Below are 14,804 nucleotides of genomic sequence, written 5' to 3'. Positions count from 1 at the left end.
GCGTGCTTTCACTTCGCCCCTATCAGCACCAGGCCGTCGAGGCGGTTTACCGGCACTTGCGGGAGCACGATGACAATCCAGTCGTCGTGATCCCGACGGGCGGCGGAAAAACCCCCGTCATGGCGAGCATCTGCCGCGATGCTGTGCAGACCTGGAATGGTCGCGTGCTGATTCTCGCGCACGTCAAGGAGTTGTTGCAGCAGTCCGTCGATAAGCTGAAACTGGTCTGTCCGGATCTGAAAGTCGGAGTCTACTCCGCCGGTCTGAAACGCCGGGACACCGAGCACGCGGTGATCGTGGCGGGAGTTCAGTCGGTCTATAAACGGGCCTGCGATCTCGATGCATTCGATCTGATCCTCGTGGATGAGTGCCATCTGATTCCCGCCGATGGCGAAGGGATGTATCGGCAGTTTCTGGCCGATGCGAAAGTCCTCAATCCGCACGTTCGCATCGTGGGGTTCACGGCGACGCCGTTCCGGCTCGATGCTGGACCCATTTGCCGTGACGATCATTTCCTCAATGCAGTCTGTTTCGAGGCTGGTGTCCGGCAGCTGATTGCCGACGGATTTTTGTCACCGCTGATTTCCAAAGCCGGGATCGCCAAAGCGGACACCAGCCAGCTGCACGTTCGTGCGGGGGAGTTCGTCGCCAGCGAAGTGGAAGCGGCGATGGACGATGCCGCCCTGGTGGAAGCCGCGTGTGCCGAGATCGCCGAGATCACGCGGGACCGGAAATCGGTCCTGATCTTTGCCAGCGGCGTGCAACACGCTCGGCACGTCTGCGAGGTCCTCAGGGAAAAGCACAGTATCGAATGCGGGTTCGTCTGTGGCGAGACCCCCGATGGCGAACGGGATCAGTTGCTGCAGCGGTTCCGGGGCGAGTCAAAGGGCCTGTTTCGGCAGCCGCCGCTGAAATACCTGTGCAACGTCAATGTCCTGACGACCGGGTTTGATGCTCCCCATGTGGATTGTGTCGTCCTGCTGCGGCCCACGCTGTCGCCGGGACTGTATTATCAGATGGTCGGCCGCGGGTTCCGACTGCATCCCGGAAAATCCAACTGCCTGGTTCTGGATTACGGCGGCAATGTGCTGCGGCACGGTCCGGTTGACCAGCTGCAGGTCGTTGAGAAGCGAGGCAATGGTGACGGTCCCGCCCCGGCGAAGGAATGTCCTAACTGTCGGGCACTGATCGCACCAGCGTATTCCATCTGTCCGCAGTGCGGACACGAATTCCCACCGCCGGAACGGAAGAAACACGAATCCCAGGCGACCAGCGCCGGTGTCCTCTCCGGACAGGTCAGCGACACAGAGTTCGAAGTCCGGGACACGGTGTACAGCGTCCACATTAAAAAGAACGCGGATGAGTCTGCCCCCAGAACGCTGCGGGTCGATTATCGGCTCGGCCTTGATTACAGGGTGAGCGAATGGATCTGCTTTGAGCACACCGGCTGGGCGCGACGCAAAGCCGAGCAATGGTGGCGGGCTCGCTCACCTGACCCCTGCCCCGACACCGCCGAACAGGCGTGCGACTTGGCCAACAACGGCGCGCTGGCACATCCGGAATCTGTGACAGTCCGTTCCGTCGCGGGCGAGAAGTTCGACCGAATTCACAGCTGCAAACTTGGCCCCAAGCCGGAACCGAGCCCGATCTGGGCCGAGATCGATTTGGACGATGTTCCATTCTGACGTATCAACAGCAGGCCAACGAGTCTTGCCGCCACATGTCGTGATCACGCAGGTTCTGGTAAACGGCCGCCGGTCAGTCTGTGCGTCCACAGCACTTCTTGTATTTTGCCCCACTCCCACAAGGGCACAGTTCGTTGCGACCGACTTTCCGTCCAACCTGTGCTCGATTCATCCGAGGTTCAGGATATTCGTTACTGTGAACTCCCTGTCTGGTCTGCTTTCTTCGATCGTGAATCCCCAATTCTTGACTCAACCTTCGGGCCTCTTGAACCATCTCGTCAGGCCACACTTCAGGACATGAAAATAACACCAGATCCTCAGAAACTCCATTATTGGAGTGACTCTCTGTTGCCATGCCAACGATCGTTCGAAGTTTGCGATTCCTCTCACCAAGGACGTAGCAATAGGCTTGCATCATCTTGCAGCGAGATTTTCTGTAAACCTCTTCCTCAAGCTGATCTTGCGGGAAGAGTCCGAACACGAATGCCGTGTGTTGCCTGTGCTCCGACAGCACAGTTCTCCAACAAATCTTTGTCGGATCAGCCTGAAGGATGTGATCCTTGAGAGAAAGAACAAGCATCCTGCGATCGAGCCGCGATTCTCGTGCCAAGACCCTCAGGATCATTTCGTGCGTGTTGATGGTGTATTCGGCTTCTCCAATGATCGTACCCGCAAGGACGTGATCCGCGAAATCGTCGATAACCCGGTCCCAGAAATAGCTATCTTCATTGGCTTTTCTCTTCCGCAAGTACTCGGGGCTTTGACGAGTCCTCTCCCAAAGATTCTTTTCGACTTGCAGCTTTCCGTCTGACGTTGGCAGAACGATGTCGTGTTGGCCTTTGTCGTTCACGCTGCTCAAATATGCGGCCAGTAGATTTTCTTCACCCTGTGCAAGGAATAACTTGTTTGATTGAATGTAATCTTCCTTCCAGCGCAGGTACCGTGTGAAATCTGTGATTGTGTCGAGTTCGCCAAGGATAATGTCTAGAGTCACGTCATCGAGAACGTGTACGAATCCCTTTTCCGGGCATATGCCTCCAATGTGAAAACGTCTGAAATTTTCCGAAGCAACAGCTACATGGTCCGTCCCGCGTAGATCTGGGAAGAGCCAGAGAGAACCGCTCCCGCCAAGTTCTTGCCTGCAACGTGACTTAGCCCCGAGGGCGACAACAACTCGATGGATTCTCAGTGTTTCCGCAGTTGGAAGTGCGATCGGCAGTCCGCGATCACATGCACAATCCAAGAATACTTGGTCGGGACGTTCACGAATCCATCGCTCAGCACCAAAAATCTGCTGTGCCGACTTTTCGATTGCCCGCCGATACCATCGAGACCACTCGAGGTCGGGCTTTCCTGTCGAAGGGTAGTCGCAAGATTTGTCGGAGAAAATGATGACATCATCCCCGCAAACAACCAGGAGGTCGCACAGTTCCTTACCCCCCCCTTGATTGCGATACGGGTTCGGATAACTCCACAGCCGGAGAAAAGTCCTTTCGCAGATTTTCGCGAGATACTGCTCTGACGAAGTCAACCCGGTTGACTTTACGATTGGATTTGACATTGGCCCACTCCATGGATTCTCGGGAACGTTAGAAGTCTACGCATACTTTGGGGATTCGACAAATTCTTGCTGCTTGGTCCTCGACGATGGCGGAAATGTGAACGGGCGCGGTCTCATTGCACGTTTGCTCTGGAATGCTGGCCCACAGCGCTTGATGTCTCTCCGGAATCATGGCTCCATGTGTCACGTGAAGACCAACCACCAGCACCGGAGCCAAAGATGACCGACCAGACCAAGACCTAACGCGAACGGAACCTGCGAGACATCTTCCGGACGATGGACCCCCACCGGGCGCAGGAGATTCGCGAGGCGTACTATAAGGCGATTGAGGGATTGAGTGTCCTCGCGGAATCGCTGGAGATCGCGGATGCCAAGATGGGCAGTCCGCACGATCACGCTCTGATCGAAGAACACCTGATTGCCAGCCAGGCGATCGACGCCATGAAGGCCAGCCTGCTCGGACGCATTCTCTAATGCACGGCCGGGCGGCACCTTCTGTTCACCAACCTGCTGCCCGGTGACTGATGCCCGATTTTTGGACGATGAACGTCCACGAATGTCCGCAATGTGGATCGTACCTTCGCTTTGGCGGTGACCCCCACGAATGCGGCCCGCGTGACGATTCCCGTATTCGGTACAACCTCGTGACCACGGACGAGGAGAAAGCGGCGCTGTCCGAATCCGTCCGCCTGCTGTACGGCATCGATGAGGCGTTCTGGTACCGCAACCGCCCCAAGGTGCTGGCGATCGTGCAGCGCCTCCGTCGCGACGGCCATCCTGATCCGAAGGTGATGGCCTGCATCCACCAAGGCTCCAGGCGACAGGCTTCAGGCGACAGTGGAGCTGCCGCTCCATCGAGCGAAGCATCGCATTCCTGAGGTCTGGATCCTGAAGTCTGGAGCCTGTTATGGCCCGAGTCCTGATTATCGGCGACACACACGCACCCGGCATGCGCACGGGGTACGTGGACTTTCTGCAGCGGATCGCTGACCGGTACGCGATCAACCGCGTGGTCCACATCGGTGATCTCGTGGACTGGGCGTCCATTTCCTACCACGAGAAAAGTCCCTGCCTGCGGAACGCGACGCTGGAGTACGCCCGTGCGAAACGGCAGGTGGCATCACTGACAAAGGCGTTCCCCAAGGCCGACTGGCTGATCGGGAATCACGATGCGCTGACCGAACGCCAAGCAGTCACGGCTGGCCTGCCGCCGGAACTGCTCCGTGACTATGCCGACATGTGGGAGGTCGATTGGACCGTTCACCCCCGGTTCACCAAATTGATCATCGATGGGGTCATCTATTCCCACGGTGACAGCGGGCGCGGTGGCCAGGATGCGGCACTCCAACAGGCGAAAGACAACTTTCGATCCACGGTCATCGGGCATTTTCACAATCAGGCCGGCGTCCGCTGGTGGGCCAACCCGGAATTCCGGGTGTTCGGGCTCTCCGTCGGTTGCGGCATTGATGCGAGCCGGATGCAGTTCGAGTACGGCCGCAAATTTTCACACAAGCCAATTCTCGGCTGCGGCGTCGTGCTCAACGGCAAGCAGGCGTATTTCGAACCGTGGCTGCTGCATTCACGCTGAGTCACCTTTCCGTTTTCTCAAAGGACCACTGCATGATGTTCGCGTTGACTGTGCTCGAGCCCGTTCGCGTTGTTCCGCTGAAGACCGCCGTCCAGCTTGCACCTCTGGTGTACATCGCGGCACCGTACTCCGAGCCGGACCCGGTCCTGAACACGCACGCGGTGATCCGCATCGCCGATGCCCTGCTCCACGCCGGATTCACCCCGCTGATTCCACACCTCACACTGGCGTGGCATCTCGTCTCACCAAAACCCTACGAAACCTGGTTGGAATACGACCGTCATCTTCTGGCCCGCTGCGATGCGGTGCTCCGTGTCCCTGGATTTTCCCATGGTGCCACACAGGAATGCACGTTTGCCAATGAACTGGCGATTCTGGTGATCCGGCCCCGGTCCGCTGATCCCGCTGACTGCGTCGCCGCACTGACGCACTTCTTTGCCAACTGAAAGGCCCGATCTTGAACGAACAGACGACCGTCCATTGCACGGAATGTGACTCCGGAAGCTCCGAATGCGCTGATTGTTTCCGCTGCCATCTCTGCTGCCGCTGCAGCGCGGGGGAAGGCTGATGGCAACAATCTGCATTCGGTGCCGCGTGGAGTTTGAGCCATACGAATCGATCGGCAGTCGCCATCGGCTTTGCCAGGATTGCTGGGAGCTTGCCTGCGCTGAACTGTTTCGGGCTGCTTTCCCGAGGTGTGCTCCCGTTGAGGATACGAACTTGATGACCGAACACGATCTGCCCCGCATCTTCCATCCGGAACACGCTGACGAGAATCCCAAAGATCGCGTTGGTGCCGGCAAACCACCGCTGCACCTGATTCCCCCAGCAGCTGAGATCCTGGAAGCGGTCGTGATGGGACTCGGTGCCCGCAAATATGGAGAATTTAATTGGCGGACTTCGAAAGTCCGGGCCACGGTCTACATCGCGGCTGCCAAGCGTCATCTGGCACAGTGGCTCGATGGCCAGGATGACGATCCCGAGAGTGGTGTTTCGCATCTGGCCCACGCACGGGCCTGTCTCGGCGTCCTGCTCGATGCCATCGCCACCGGGAATGTCATTGACGATCGGCCGCCTGCCGGTCCGGGAGCCGAATTGATTCAGAAGCACACGCAGGCCGTCAGCCTGACTTCGCCTCCGCACCTGCGCTAACGGAGAACCAACGGGAACGATGGGCCAGGCTGGTCACGATACTGTCACGCCCCTGGAAGCCGCACGTGCATACGTGCGCCGCGGATGGTGCGTCGTACCGATTCCGTACAAACAGAAACGCCCCGTTATCAAGGAGTGGGAGCAACTTCGACTGGGCGAAGCTGACCTTGATCCGTACTTCGACCAACCGGCGAACGTTGGACTGATCCTCGGAGAGCCATCCGGCAACCTGGTCGATGTCGATCTCGACTGTGTCGAAGCACGGGCGATCGCCAGTAGCTACCTGCCATCGACGGCAGCCAAATCGGGCCGCGCTGGTGCAGCCGACTCGCACTGGTGGTACATCGCTGCCGACGCGAAAACAGCCCAACATCGTGATCCGCAAAACCGGAAAATGATCGTTGAACTGCGGTCAACAGGCGGCCAGACGGTCGTTGGTCCGAGCATTCATCCCACCGGCCAGCGATACGATGTCCTGTCTGGCGAACCAGCGGTTGTGCCAGCGGAAATGCTGGCAGCCTGTGTCGAGGCGCTGGCGAATCGAGTCATCAGGCTCCGACACGGAGACATTGATCCGGTTGCTGCCTCGGGCAACGGTCGCACCGATGCTGTGGCGCACACAGGGTCGCACCCTGACCGGATCACCAAACACCAAACATCGAGCGACGTTGAGTCTCGTGCGTTGGCATACCTCGACAGACTCCCGCCAGCCATCAGCGGCAACGGTGGTCATGCCGCCACATACGCGGCCGCGACGGTCCTGGTCCACGGGTTCGAGATCGATCCCGAACGGGCGCTGAGAATTCTGCTGGACCATTACAACCCGCGCTGCGAACCACCGTGGTCCGAAAAAGAACTGCGGCACAAGGTCACCAGCGCCGCGACCAAACCTCACAGCCAGCCCCGGGGTTGGTTGCTGAATCAGGCACGGGAGCAACCGGTCGATTCCAGCGTGGATATTTCAGCGCTGGTGGGGAAGGTGACCAATGTCACGAAGTCCATGCCGATCGTCGTTGTTCAAGATCATGATAAGCCGAGCGAATCGTCCACCGGCGATCCCGGTCCGCTGCCCGACGAACTGCTGCGAATTCCGGGATTTGTGTCCGAAGTGATGGACCTGTCGCTGGGTGCAGCCCCGTATCCGAATGTGCCATTGGCGTTTTGCGGCGCCGTCGCCCTCCAGGCGTTCCTGGGCGGTCGCAAAGTCCGCGATCCCGCAGACAACCGCACGAACCTGTATCTCATCGGTCTGGCGTATGCCTCGTCCGGCAAGGAGTTTCCCCGCAAGGTTAACGCGGCCACGCTGCATGCCGTTGGCCTGACGAAAGGGCTGGGTGAGAGCTTTGCCTCGGGCGAAGGTCTGCAGGACAGCCTCAACGACAACCCGTGCATGCTGTTTCAGACGGACGAGATCGATGGGCTGCTACAGTCGATCAACAAGGCCAAGGACGCCCGGTATGAGAACATTCTCGGCACGCTGCTCAAGATGTACTCGTGCGCGAATGGTTTTTACCCGGTGCGGAAGAAGGCAGGCAAACAGGCGGCAGAGACCATCGAACAGCCTTGCCTCGTGATCTATGGCACGGCCATCCCGAACGAATACTATTCGGCCCTCTCTGAGCGAATGCTGACCAACGGCTTCTTCGCTCGGTCGATCATCGTCGATGCCATCAAACGTGGCGACGGGCAGGAACCAGGTGATTTCCATCCCACGCCTCGCATTCAGGAAACGGCGCAGTACTGGGCCAACTTTAATCCCGGCAAAGGGAATCTGGACAAGTTCTATCCGACGCCAAAGATCGTCCCGTACACCGAAGACGCGAAGGCCCTGCTGATCGACGCCCGCAAAGCGTGCGAGGCCGAGTACAAGCTGGCGGAATCTCGCGGCGATCCAGTCGGAACCACGGTCTGGGGCCGAACGAGCGAGCACATCCGCAAACTGGCGCTGATCTATGCAATCAGCGTCAACCATCGTGAACCGGAGATCGACGCCAGCGCCGCACGCTGGGCGACGCGATTCATGCTGCACCAGACCCGGCGAATGCTGTTCATGGCACAAGGGCACGTCGCCGCCAACCCGTTCCACGCCGAATGCCTCAAGGCGAAGCAGAAACTCAGCGAGGCTCCTGACGGCACGCTCCCGCACAGCGTGCTGCTCAAACGGATGAAGGTGGACGGTCAATCGTTCCAGAAAATGATGGACACGCTCATTGAGCAGGGGGACGTGATCCTTGTGAACCAGGCAACCGCCGGTCGTCCATCCCGAGTCTATCGGCTGATCGAGGCATCCTGACGGGGGGGAGAAATAAGTCGGGCAAGGTGAAAGAAGTCGCGGCGCTGGCGGTGAAAGAGGGGGAAGGAAGGTGAACGAAGGGTGAAAGAAGTTTTGCTGGAAAATACTGGAAAAATACACATATCTCTTCTTCTTTCTCTCTTTCACCCCCATCCCCCCGCGCACTGGTTTTTGACCCCCAAACCCCCGTGTGCGCGTGATAGGGGTGAAAGAAGAAAGAAGTCCATCCGGACGGCACCACTGGGAGACATCCCATTCGCCGACCCGGTCGCCCACGTTGGCCCGTGTCGCGTTCGGTTTCGGTCAACGCCAGGAATTCCGGATCTCCGCACCGCCGCGACTGACGGCCATCGGGTGGCCCACGGCGAGAGGCGGACTTACGTCAAATGCAATGGTTCCTTCCCTCGACAGGGTAAGAGGTTACACCACGGGGAACCGTCGCCGAATTAGGCTGACTTTCTTTCGACTGTCCGGATTTTTTGGCCGGGCATGGCAACGTGTTCCGGTGGCTGACGTTGCGACGGAGATTCTGTGGCAACCAGCGAACACGAGTGGCCCACTGTCGCGTTGAAACTGCTCCTGGCGATTGCCATCCGGACTCCGGACGGTCGCCCCACACGCTACGAACCGGCGGCCTGGTTTCGGCAGCGTCCGACCTCACGAAATCGCAGCCGGTGGTCCCGCTGGACACGGCGACTGGCCAGCGCCGGCCTGGTCCGCCGGCTGACGGAACCGAATCGGGATCGGGTTAGGCAGGTCGCTCTCACGAAAAGTGGACTCGCCTGGATTGACGAGCATTGCGGAACTGGGGCCATCGATGACCTGAACCTGAACTGGGCCAACGCCCCGCTGCTCGATCGCCAATCCTGAACCATCCCTCTCTCCCACTTGGAGCCATCATGACAACCACGATGCAAGTCGAAACCTGGCTGATCGATCGCCTGATCCCCTACGACAAGAACCCGCGACTGAATGACGATGCGGTTGAGGCGGTCGCCCGATCGATTCAGGAATTCGGGTTCCGGCAGCCGATCGTGGTGGATGATAAGGGCATTGTCATCATCGGCCACACCCGGTTGAAGGCAGCGAAGAAACTCGGCCTCTCCGAAGTACCGGTGCATGTCGCCCGGGGACTGACTCCGGAAAAGATCAAGGCGCTCCGGATCGCCGACAACAAGACCGCCGAGATCGCCGAATGGAATTTGGAGCTGCTGCCGATCGAACTCTCGGAGTTGCAGGGGATGGACTTCGACCTCGGGCTGCTGGGGTTCGACCAGGATGAACTCGCCAAGCTGCTCGATCCCGGCGTGCAGGAGGGAATGACCGATCCGGACGAGATTCCCGCCCCTCCGGATGAAGCGACCACCAAGCCGGGCGATCTGTGGATCCTGGGCGAGCATCGGCTGCTTTGCGGCGACAGCAGTAAGCCTGCCGACCTCGACCGGTTGCTGGATGGCCAGCCGATCCACCTTTGCAATACCGATCCGCCGTACAATGTGAAGGTCGAACCACGGTCGAATAACGCCATTGCTGCCGGGCTGTCCTCGTTCCAGGGGACGACCCATCATCAGAAAATGGACGTCGCCCGGCATCCGGAAAAGTCAAAACCGACGCAGAAGAAACTGCGGGCCAAGGATCGTCCACTGGCCAACGACTTCGTGTCCGATGACGAGTTCGACCGTCTACTCGATGCCTGGTTCGGCAACATCGCCCGCGTGCTGGTGCCGGGACGAGGGTTCTACATCTGGGGCGGCTACGCCAACTGCGCGAACTACCCGCCGTTCCTGAAGAAGCACGGGCTGTACTTCTCCCAGGCGATCATCTGGGACAAACGGCATCCTGTGTTGACCCGCAAAGATTTCATGGGCGCGCATGAATGGTGCTTCTACGGCTGGAAAGAAGGGGCCGCCCACGAGTTCTTCGGACCGAACAACGCCACCGACCTCTGGCACGTGAAGAAGGTGAACCCTCAGAGCATGGTCCACCTGACCGAGAAACCGGTGGAGTTGGCCGTGCGGGCGCTGCAGTTCTCATCCCGCACGGGCGAGAACGTCCTTGACCTGTTCGGCGGATCGGGATCGACGCTCATCGCCGCCCAACAAACCGGTCGGCGGGCATTCCTGATGGAACTCGACCCGCTCTACTGCGATGTGATTGTTCAACGCTGGGAGCAGTTCACTGGTGAGAAAGCGGAACGCGTTTCCGCCGGTAAGATTGCCGCGTGACTACCACGCCGCCAATGAGAGAACGCCCGCACGGTTGATCGTGGGGCGTCGCCGGGGAAGTCCCGGTGGCTGCGGCGCTCAGGCGTCTGGTGCGTAGATCGTCCCGCAGGCGTCGCAGCGGACGAATTCGTCATCCTGCCAGACCAGCCGGTCGGCGTCAGCCATTCCGCAATCGGGACACGGACAGGCAACCTGGTTCGTCGTGTCCGCGACCGGCGCGTCGAGGCGGTCGGCGATTGCCAGTAGCACCTCGACCAGGTCGTCAGCATCGATCATGCGTGAGCGGTATCCATCGGCGATGGCCTTCTGCATCGCGATGGTCACCTCGCGAATCGCATCGGCAATCTTCAGTTCGGGGTTGGTCATGGCGTCACCTCACATCTTCAAGAGATCGGAGACCGACTTCGGGCCGGGCGTGCCGTCAGCGGGCTTGGCTTTCTTGCCCGTGGCCTTCGGTGCTGGCGTGGTCGCGCCGTTCAGGGCGAACTGACCGCGGTCGATCTTGGTGAACCGGGATTCGTCTCCCTTGTTGGCGATCTCGCGGATCAGCGCGGAATACAGCGTGGCCCAAGGGGTCGCTCCGCCCGGGCTGGTCCAGTACCCCTGGGCCGCCATCGCCTCGATCATCGCCTTCGTGGTCATCGGCTCGCCGGATTCGGAGAGCACCTTGACCGCCGCATCAAGCTGGCTGAGTTTGTCGTCAGTCTTCGCATTGCGGGTCTTGCCGGGCTTCTTCGTGGCGGGCTGAGCCGGTTCTGCTTCCGTTGGCGGGTTGTTGGCATCGACCAGCGCCTCGGCTTCGCGGCGGCCGATCTCGACCCATTCATCGTAGTCCTTCTTGGAGAGCTTCTTCGCCAGCTCATCCAGGTAGAACCGGTCAGCCGTCTTCGAACGATTCGGGTTGCCGGTCTCCAGATTGAACTCGATCGTCCGGCCTTCGAACGAAGACCCGTGTTCCCCCTCATCCTGCAGGCGGCCGCTGGTCACCTCGATCAGTTGACCTGAGTTCGTTTCATAGATGTCTCCCTTGCGGACGCTCGTGATCTTTGCGGACTTGGTTTTGGTCGCCATGTTCGTACTCCCGTGTTAGTGATAGTCGGCTGCCATCATCAGGCCGCGGGCACCACCCCGCGACGACGCCCGAGGGCGTTTCGGCATAAGTGGATCGAGTCATCAGTTCCAGAGATGCACGTTGGCCGGGTTTCGACGGCGGTGGAGTTCCCGGGCGATCCGTTGGAATAGCCGGAACAGCTTCATGGCTTCCGGTTTGTTCCCCGCGTCCCACAACGCTTGTGCATCGTGCTTCAGTCCATCGGCGAGCTGGCGGAGTTCGCGGCTGTCGGTCTGGTGAATGTCGCTGGTGTTCATGGTGGTCCTTTCGTTGGCCTGGCGTGGTTTGCATCGCGGTGTCGACAGGACATCAGTTACCTCGACTGCGGAATGACATCCACTCGGTTCCGCAGCGATTCCCCAGGAATTCAGCAGGTTTTTGACATGTCCGAACGTGGCCCGATCAACCCTCTGGCGCTCCCGATTCCCGCTGCCGCGCAGCTGCTCTCGAAGGCGGGTGCGCGACAGATTCGCGTTGAGCAGATCGAAGCAGACGTCGCGGCCGGTGCGCCGACGAATGGAGATGGGACGATCAACCTGGTGATGTACTCCGCGTGGCTTTCGAGGGAGCGTGGCCGTGCCGATTGACCCCCGACAATTGAAGCCGAGCGAACTGGTCCGGCTGCTCAACTCGACGCCGCTGGGTGAGGTGACCAGCGAGCGGCAGCTCTATCGCGATCGCCAGCGGGCCGGGTTCCGGATCGGTGATGGGAACCGCGTTGACCTGGTGCGCTACACCGCGTGGCTGGCCTGGGAACGACACAACCCGAAACCCCCGCAAACGACCGAGTCGTATGAGCAGCACAAAGATCGTGCCGCCCGTCGCAGCGCGGAACTCTCCGCGGCTGGTCGGGACATCGGTGATCTGCCGGCGATCGCCGATCCCGCGCGGCGATTGAACGCAGCGACCAACTTCCAGTTCTTCTGCGAAGCCTACTTTCCGCAGTCATTCCACCTGGCGTGGTCCGATGACCATCGGAAGGTGCTGCGAAAGATTGAGCAAGCAGTGCTGCAGGGGGGCCTGTTCGCGATGGCGATGCCCCGCGGATCGGGCAAGACGACCATCTGCGAGTGCGCCTGCATCTGGGCGGTGCTCAACGGTCATCGGGAGTTCGTCTGTCTGATCGGCTCCGATGAAGGGCATGCGATGGACATGCTCGAATCGATCAAGACCGAACTGGATGCCAACGAACTGCTGCTGGCCGATTACCCGGAGGTCTGCCATCCGATTCAGTCGCTGGATGGGATCGCCAACCGCTGCAACGGGCAGCTGTATCACGGGGACCGGACCCATATTGGCTGGACGGCGAAGTACATCGTCCTGCCGACGTTGCAGCTCAGGGGTTGGTCCCAGGATGAAACACGCGGTGCCTTGATTCGGGATGATGGTCGGGCGCTGGCCAGCGGCGCGATTATCAAAGTGGCCGGCATCACCGGCCGCATCCGAGGGATGAAGTTCAAGCGGCCGGACGGGAAAAGTGTTCGGCCCAGCCTCGTGGTGCTCGATGACCCGCAAACCGATGAGTCCGCCCGCTCGGTCTCTCAGTGCCAGCAGCGGGAGAGCATTCTGGCCGGGGCGGTCCTGGGCCTGGCGGGGCCCGGACACAAGATCTCCGGGATTATGCCCTGCACGGTGATTCGTCCGGGGGACATGGCCGACCGAATTCTCAATCGGGATCACCATCCATCCTGGCAGGGGGAGCGCACGAAGATGGTGTATGCGTTCCCCAGCGAGACCAAGCTGTGGGATCGCTATGCCGAACTTCGGGCGGAGGGGCTGCGGAACGAGGATGGGGGCGCGGCAGCGACGGAGTTCTACGCTCAGCATCAGGAGCAGATGGATGCTGGTGCGAAGATCGCCTGGGCTGAGCGGTTCAACCATGATGAGCTGTCGGCGATCCAGCATGCGATGAACCTCAAGCTGCAGGATGAAGCGGCGTTCTGGGCGGAATACCAGAACGAGCCGCTGCCGGAAGTCGAGGTCGATGAGAACGAGCTGACCGCCGACCAAATTGCCGCCAAGCTGAACGGACTGCCGAAGGGACGGGTGCCGCTCGGTTGCCAGCACCTGACGATGTTCATCGATGTGCAGCAGAAGTTGCTGTTCTATGTGGTCTGTGCGTGGGGGGAAGAGTTCAGTGGAGCGGTTCTGGATTACGGCGCCTGGCCCGATCCCCAGCGGGCGTACTTCTCGCTGCGTGATGTGACGAAGACTTTGTCCACGGTCGCGGAAGGGACTGGTCTCGAAGGAGCGATCTATGCGGGGCTGCAGGCTCTCACGGACAAACAGCTGTCACGAGAATGGCAGCGCGAGGATGGGGCCTCGCTGCGGATCGAACGCTGCCTCGTCGATGCCAACTGGGGAACATCGACCGATGTGGTCTACCAGTTCTGCCGGCAGTCGCCCCACGCAGCGTTGCTGCTGCCCAGCCACGGCCGGTTCGTGGGGGCGTCGAGCCTCCCGTTCTCGGACTACAAACGCCGGCCGGGGGACCGTGTCGGTCTCAACTGGCGTATTCCCGGTGTGATGGGCAAGCGGGCGGTTCGGCATGCCCTGTTCGACACGAACTTCTGGAAGTCGTTCGTGTTCGCCAGATTGGCGGTGGCGATCGCGGACAAAGGTTCGCTCTCCCTGTTCGGCCAGAAACCGGAACCCCACCGTCTGTTCGCCGAGCATCTGGTTGCGGAATACCGTGTGCGCACGGAAGGTCGTGGTCGCACGGTTGACGAATGGAAACCCCGCCCCAACCAGCCCGACAACCACTGGCTCGACTGCCTGGTGGGCTGTGCTGTCGGGGCGTCGATCCTGGGAGTGAATCTGTCGGAACACCAAAACAACGTTGTCCGCGTAAAGCCAGGTCGCATTAAGCTCTCCGACTTGAAAAGAGAGCGAAACCGGGCGTGACTCAAAAATCTTGGCAAAAAATCGACGCCACTTTTTGCCTTTTGGAACGTAAATAATATAGGGAGGGACAATTTGTCCTCATGCAAAATCAGCCACTCGACCAAGCCATTCGCGAAAATGCCCAGGGCCCCGCTGAGGCCCGTGGCGATTCGGGCAGCGTGAAACAACACTCCCTGAAGGATCAGATCGAAGCGGACCGCTTTCTCGCTTCGAAACGAGCGGTGAAGTCCCGCACGCGCGGTGTGCGATTTACAAAAATGGCACCGCCGGGCGCTTCCTGATCCC

The 14,804-nt window shown here is 60.0% G+C and carries 16 protein-coding genes and 1 other RNA gene; 12 read left to right on the top strand and 5 right to left on the bottom strand.

Annotated elements, in window-relative coordinates:
* Positions 1-2: 2 nt before the first annotated feature.
* The gene (locus tag SH661x_RS21935; RefSeq protein WP_437226062.1) at positions 3-1,685 is read left to right on the top strand and encodes a DEAD/DEAH box helicase family protein; all 1,683 of its coding nucleotides are present in this window, start codon (positions 3-5) and stop codon (positions 1,683-1,685) included.
* Positions 1,686-1,758: 73 nt separating this feature from the next.
* Here SH661x_RS21935 and SH661x_RS21930 read toward each other — a convergent pair whose 3' ends face one another.
* Positions 1,759-3,246 (bottom strand): YecA family protein, encoded by a 1,488-nt coding sequence (locus SH661x_RS21930; protein WP_437226060.1) that lies wholly within the window; start codon positions 3,244-3,246, stop codon positions 1,759-1,761.
* A gap of 276 nt (positions 3,247-3,522) precedes the next feature.
* Here SH661x_RS21930 and SH661x_RS21925 point away from each other — a divergent pair, with 276 nt between their 5' ends.
* The 8 genes from SH661x_RS21925 (at position 3,523) to SH661x_RS21890 (ending at position 10,504) form a co-directional block, all read left to right on the top strand.
* Positions 3,523-3,720 carry a hypothetical protein gene (locus SH661x_RS21925; RefSeq protein WP_437226058.1) on the top strand — a complete coding sequence of 66 codons (198 nt, stop codon included), beginning with the start codon at positions 3,523-3,525 and terminating at the stop codon, positions 3,718-3,720.
* Between the two features lie 68 nt (positions 3,721-3,788).
* On the top strand, positions 3,789-4,124 hold the full coding sequence (locus SH661x_RS21920) for a hypothetical protein (RefSeq protein ID WP_437226056.1): 336 nt from the start codon (positions 3,789-3,791) through the stop codon (positions 4,122-4,124).
* A 29-nt stretch (positions 4,125-4,153) separates the two neighbouring features.
* On the top strand, positions 4,154-4,834 hold the full coding sequence (locus tag SH661x_RS21915; RefSeq protein WP_437226054.1) for a metallophosphoesterase: 681 nt from the start codon (positions 4,154-4,156) through the stop codon (positions 4,832-4,834).
* A 32-nt stretch (positions 4,835-4,866) separates the two neighbouring features.
* A complete protein-coding gene (locus SH661x_RS21910) occupies positions 4,867-5,280 on the top strand; it encodes a DUF7768 domain-containing protein (protein WP_437226052.1) in 414 nt (137 codons plus the stop codon).
* Positions 5,281-5,557: 277 nt separating this feature from the next.
* The gene (locus SH661x_RS21905) at positions 5,558-5,986 is read left to right on the top strand and encodes a dATP/dGTP diphosphohydrolase domain-containing protein (protein WP_437226050.1); all 429 of its coding nucleotides are present in this window, start codon (positions 5,558-5,560) and stop codon (positions 5,984-5,986) included.
* A gap of 19 nt (positions 5,987-6,005) precedes the next feature.
* Positions 6,006-8,279 (top strand): bifunctional DNA primase/polymerase, encoded by a 2,274-nt coding sequence (locus SH661x_RS21900; RefSeq protein ID WP_437226048.1) that lies wholly within the window; start codon positions 6,006-6,008, stop codon positions 8,277-8,279.
* A gap of 531 nt (positions 8,280-8,810) precedes the next feature.
* Positions 8,811-9,149: a hypothetical protein gene (locus SH661x_RS21895; protein WP_437226046.1), complete on the top strand. Its 339-nt coding sequence runs from the start codon at positions 8,811-8,813 to the stop codon at positions 9,147-9,149.
* A gap of 29 nt (positions 9,150-9,178) precedes the next feature.
* Complete coding sequence (locus SH661x_RS21890; RefSeq protein WP_437226044.1) at positions 9,179-10,504, top strand: DNA modification methylase; 1,326 nt, start codon at positions 9,179-9,181, stop codon at positions 10,502-10,504.
* Between the two features lie 78 nt (positions 10,505-10,582).
* On the opposite strand, the gene SH661x_RS21885 is transcribed toward SH661x_RS21890, so the two are convergent.
* The 4 genes from SH661x_RS21885 to SH661x_RS21870 form a co-directional block, all read right to left on the bottom strand.
* The gene (locus SH661x_RS21885; protein WP_437226042.1) at positions 10,583-10,870 is read right to left on the bottom strand and encodes a hypothetical protein; all 288 of its coding nucleotides are present in this window, start codon (positions 10,868-10,870) and stop codon (positions 10,583-10,585) included.
* 9 nt (positions 10,871-10,879) lie between these two features.
* Complete coding sequence (locus tag SH661x_RS21880) at positions 10,880-11,575, bottom strand: winged helix-turn-helix domain-containing protein (protein WP_437226040.1); 696 nt, start codon at positions 11,573-11,575, stop codon at positions 10,880-10,882.
* Positions 11,576-11,598: 23 nt separating this feature from the next.
* Positions 11,599-11,661, bottom strand: an RNA gene (locus tag SH661x_RS21875) — hammerhead ribozyme type II.
* Between the two features lie 16 nt (positions 11,662-11,677).
* Positions 11,678-11,872 carry a hypothetical protein gene (locus SH661x_RS21870; protein WP_437226038.1) on the bottom strand — a complete coding sequence of 65 codons (195 nt, stop codon included), beginning with the start codon at positions 11,870-11,872 and terminating at the stop codon, positions 11,678-11,680.
* 126 nt (positions 11,873-11,998) lie between these two features.
* On the opposite strand from SH661x_RS21870, the gene SH661x_RS21865 reads away from it, so the two are divergent.
* The 3 genes from SH661x_RS21865 (at position 11,999) to SH661x_RS21855 (ending at position 14,800) form a co-directional block, all read left to right on the top strand.
* Positions 11,999-12,202: a hypothetical protein gene (locus SH661x_RS21865; RefSeq protein WP_437226036.1), complete on the top strand. Its 204-nt coding sequence runs from the start codon at positions 11,999-12,001 to the stop codon at positions 12,200-12,202.
* Complete coding sequence (locus tag SH661x_RS21860) at positions 12,192-14,519, top strand: terminase gpA endonuclease subunit (RefSeq protein WP_437226034.1); 2,328 nt, start codon at positions 12,192-12,194, stop codon at positions 14,517-14,519. Before SH661x_RS21865 ends, SH661x_RS21860 begins: the two co-directional genes overlap by 11 nt.
* Positions 14,520-14,599: 80 nt before the next feature.
* Positions 14,600-14,800 carry a hypothetical protein gene (locus SH661x_RS21855; protein WP_437226032.1) on the top strand — a complete coding sequence of 67 codons (201 nt, stop codon included), beginning with the start codon at positions 14,600-14,602 and terminating at the stop codon, positions 14,798-14,800.
* Positions 14,801-14,804: the final 4 nt, after the last annotated feature.

This window comes from Planctomicrobium stercoris (assembly GCF_051465655.1).
Lineage (GTDB): Bacteria > Planctomycetota > Planctomycetia > Planctomycetales > Planctomycetaceae > Planctomicrobium.
This window is presented reverse-complemented; position numbering and strand designations above follow the sequence as displayed.

Bases quoted from the DNA above. Each gene is read 5' to 3' on its own strand.
- SH661x_RS21915 (WP_437226054.1), top strand. From the start codon at position 4,154: ATGGCCCGAGTCCTGATTATCGGCGACACACACGCACCCGGCATGCGC.
- SH661x_RS21870 (WP_437226038.1), bottom strand. From the start codon at position 11,872: ATGAACACCAGCGACATTCACCAGACCGACAGCCGCGAACTCCGCCAG.
- SH661x_RS21865 (WP_437226036.1), top strand. From the start codon at position 11,999: ATGTCCGAACGTGGCCCGATCAACCCTCTGGCGCTCCCGATTCCCGCT.
- SH661x_RS21910 (WP_437226052.1), top strand. From the start codon at position 4,867: ATGATGTTCGCGTTGACTGTGCTCGAGCCCGTTCGCGTTGTTCCGCTG.
- SH661x_RS21920 (WP_437226056.1), top strand. From the start codon at position 3,789: ATGAACGTCCACGAATGTCCGCAATGTGGATCGTACCTTCGCTTTGGC.
- SH661x_RS21880 (WP_437226040.1), bottom strand. From the start codon at position 11,575: ATGGCGACCAAAACCAAGTCCGCAAAGATCACGAGCGTCCGCAAGGGA.
- SH661x_RS21855 (WP_437226032.1), top strand. From the start codon at position 14,600: ATGCAAAATCAGCCACTCGACCAAGCCATTCGCGAAAATGCCCAGGGC.
- SH661x_RS21890 (WP_437226044.1), top strand. From the start codon at position 9,179: ATGACAACCACGATGCAAGTCGAAACCTGGCTGATCGATCGCCTGATC.
- SH661x_RS21925 (WP_437226058.1), top strand. From the start codon at position 3,523: ATGGACCCCCACCGGGCGCAGGAGATTCGCGAGGCGTACTATAAGGCG.
- SH661x_RS21930 (WP_437226060.1), bottom strand. From the start codon at position 3,246: ATGTCAAATCCAATCGTAAAGTCAACCGGGTTGACTTCGTCAGAGCAG.
- SH661x_RS21905 (WP_437226050.1), top strand. From the start codon at position 5,558: ATGACCGAACACGATCTGCCCCGCATCTTCCATCCGGAACACGCTGAC.
- SH661x_RS21885 (WP_437226042.1), bottom strand. From the start codon at position 10,870: ATGACCAACCCCGAACTGAAGATTGCCGATGCGATTCGCGAGGTGACC.
- SH661x_RS21900 (WP_437226048.1), top strand. From the start codon at position 6,006: ATGGGCCAGGCTGGTCACGATACTGTCACGCCCCTGGAAGCCGCACGT.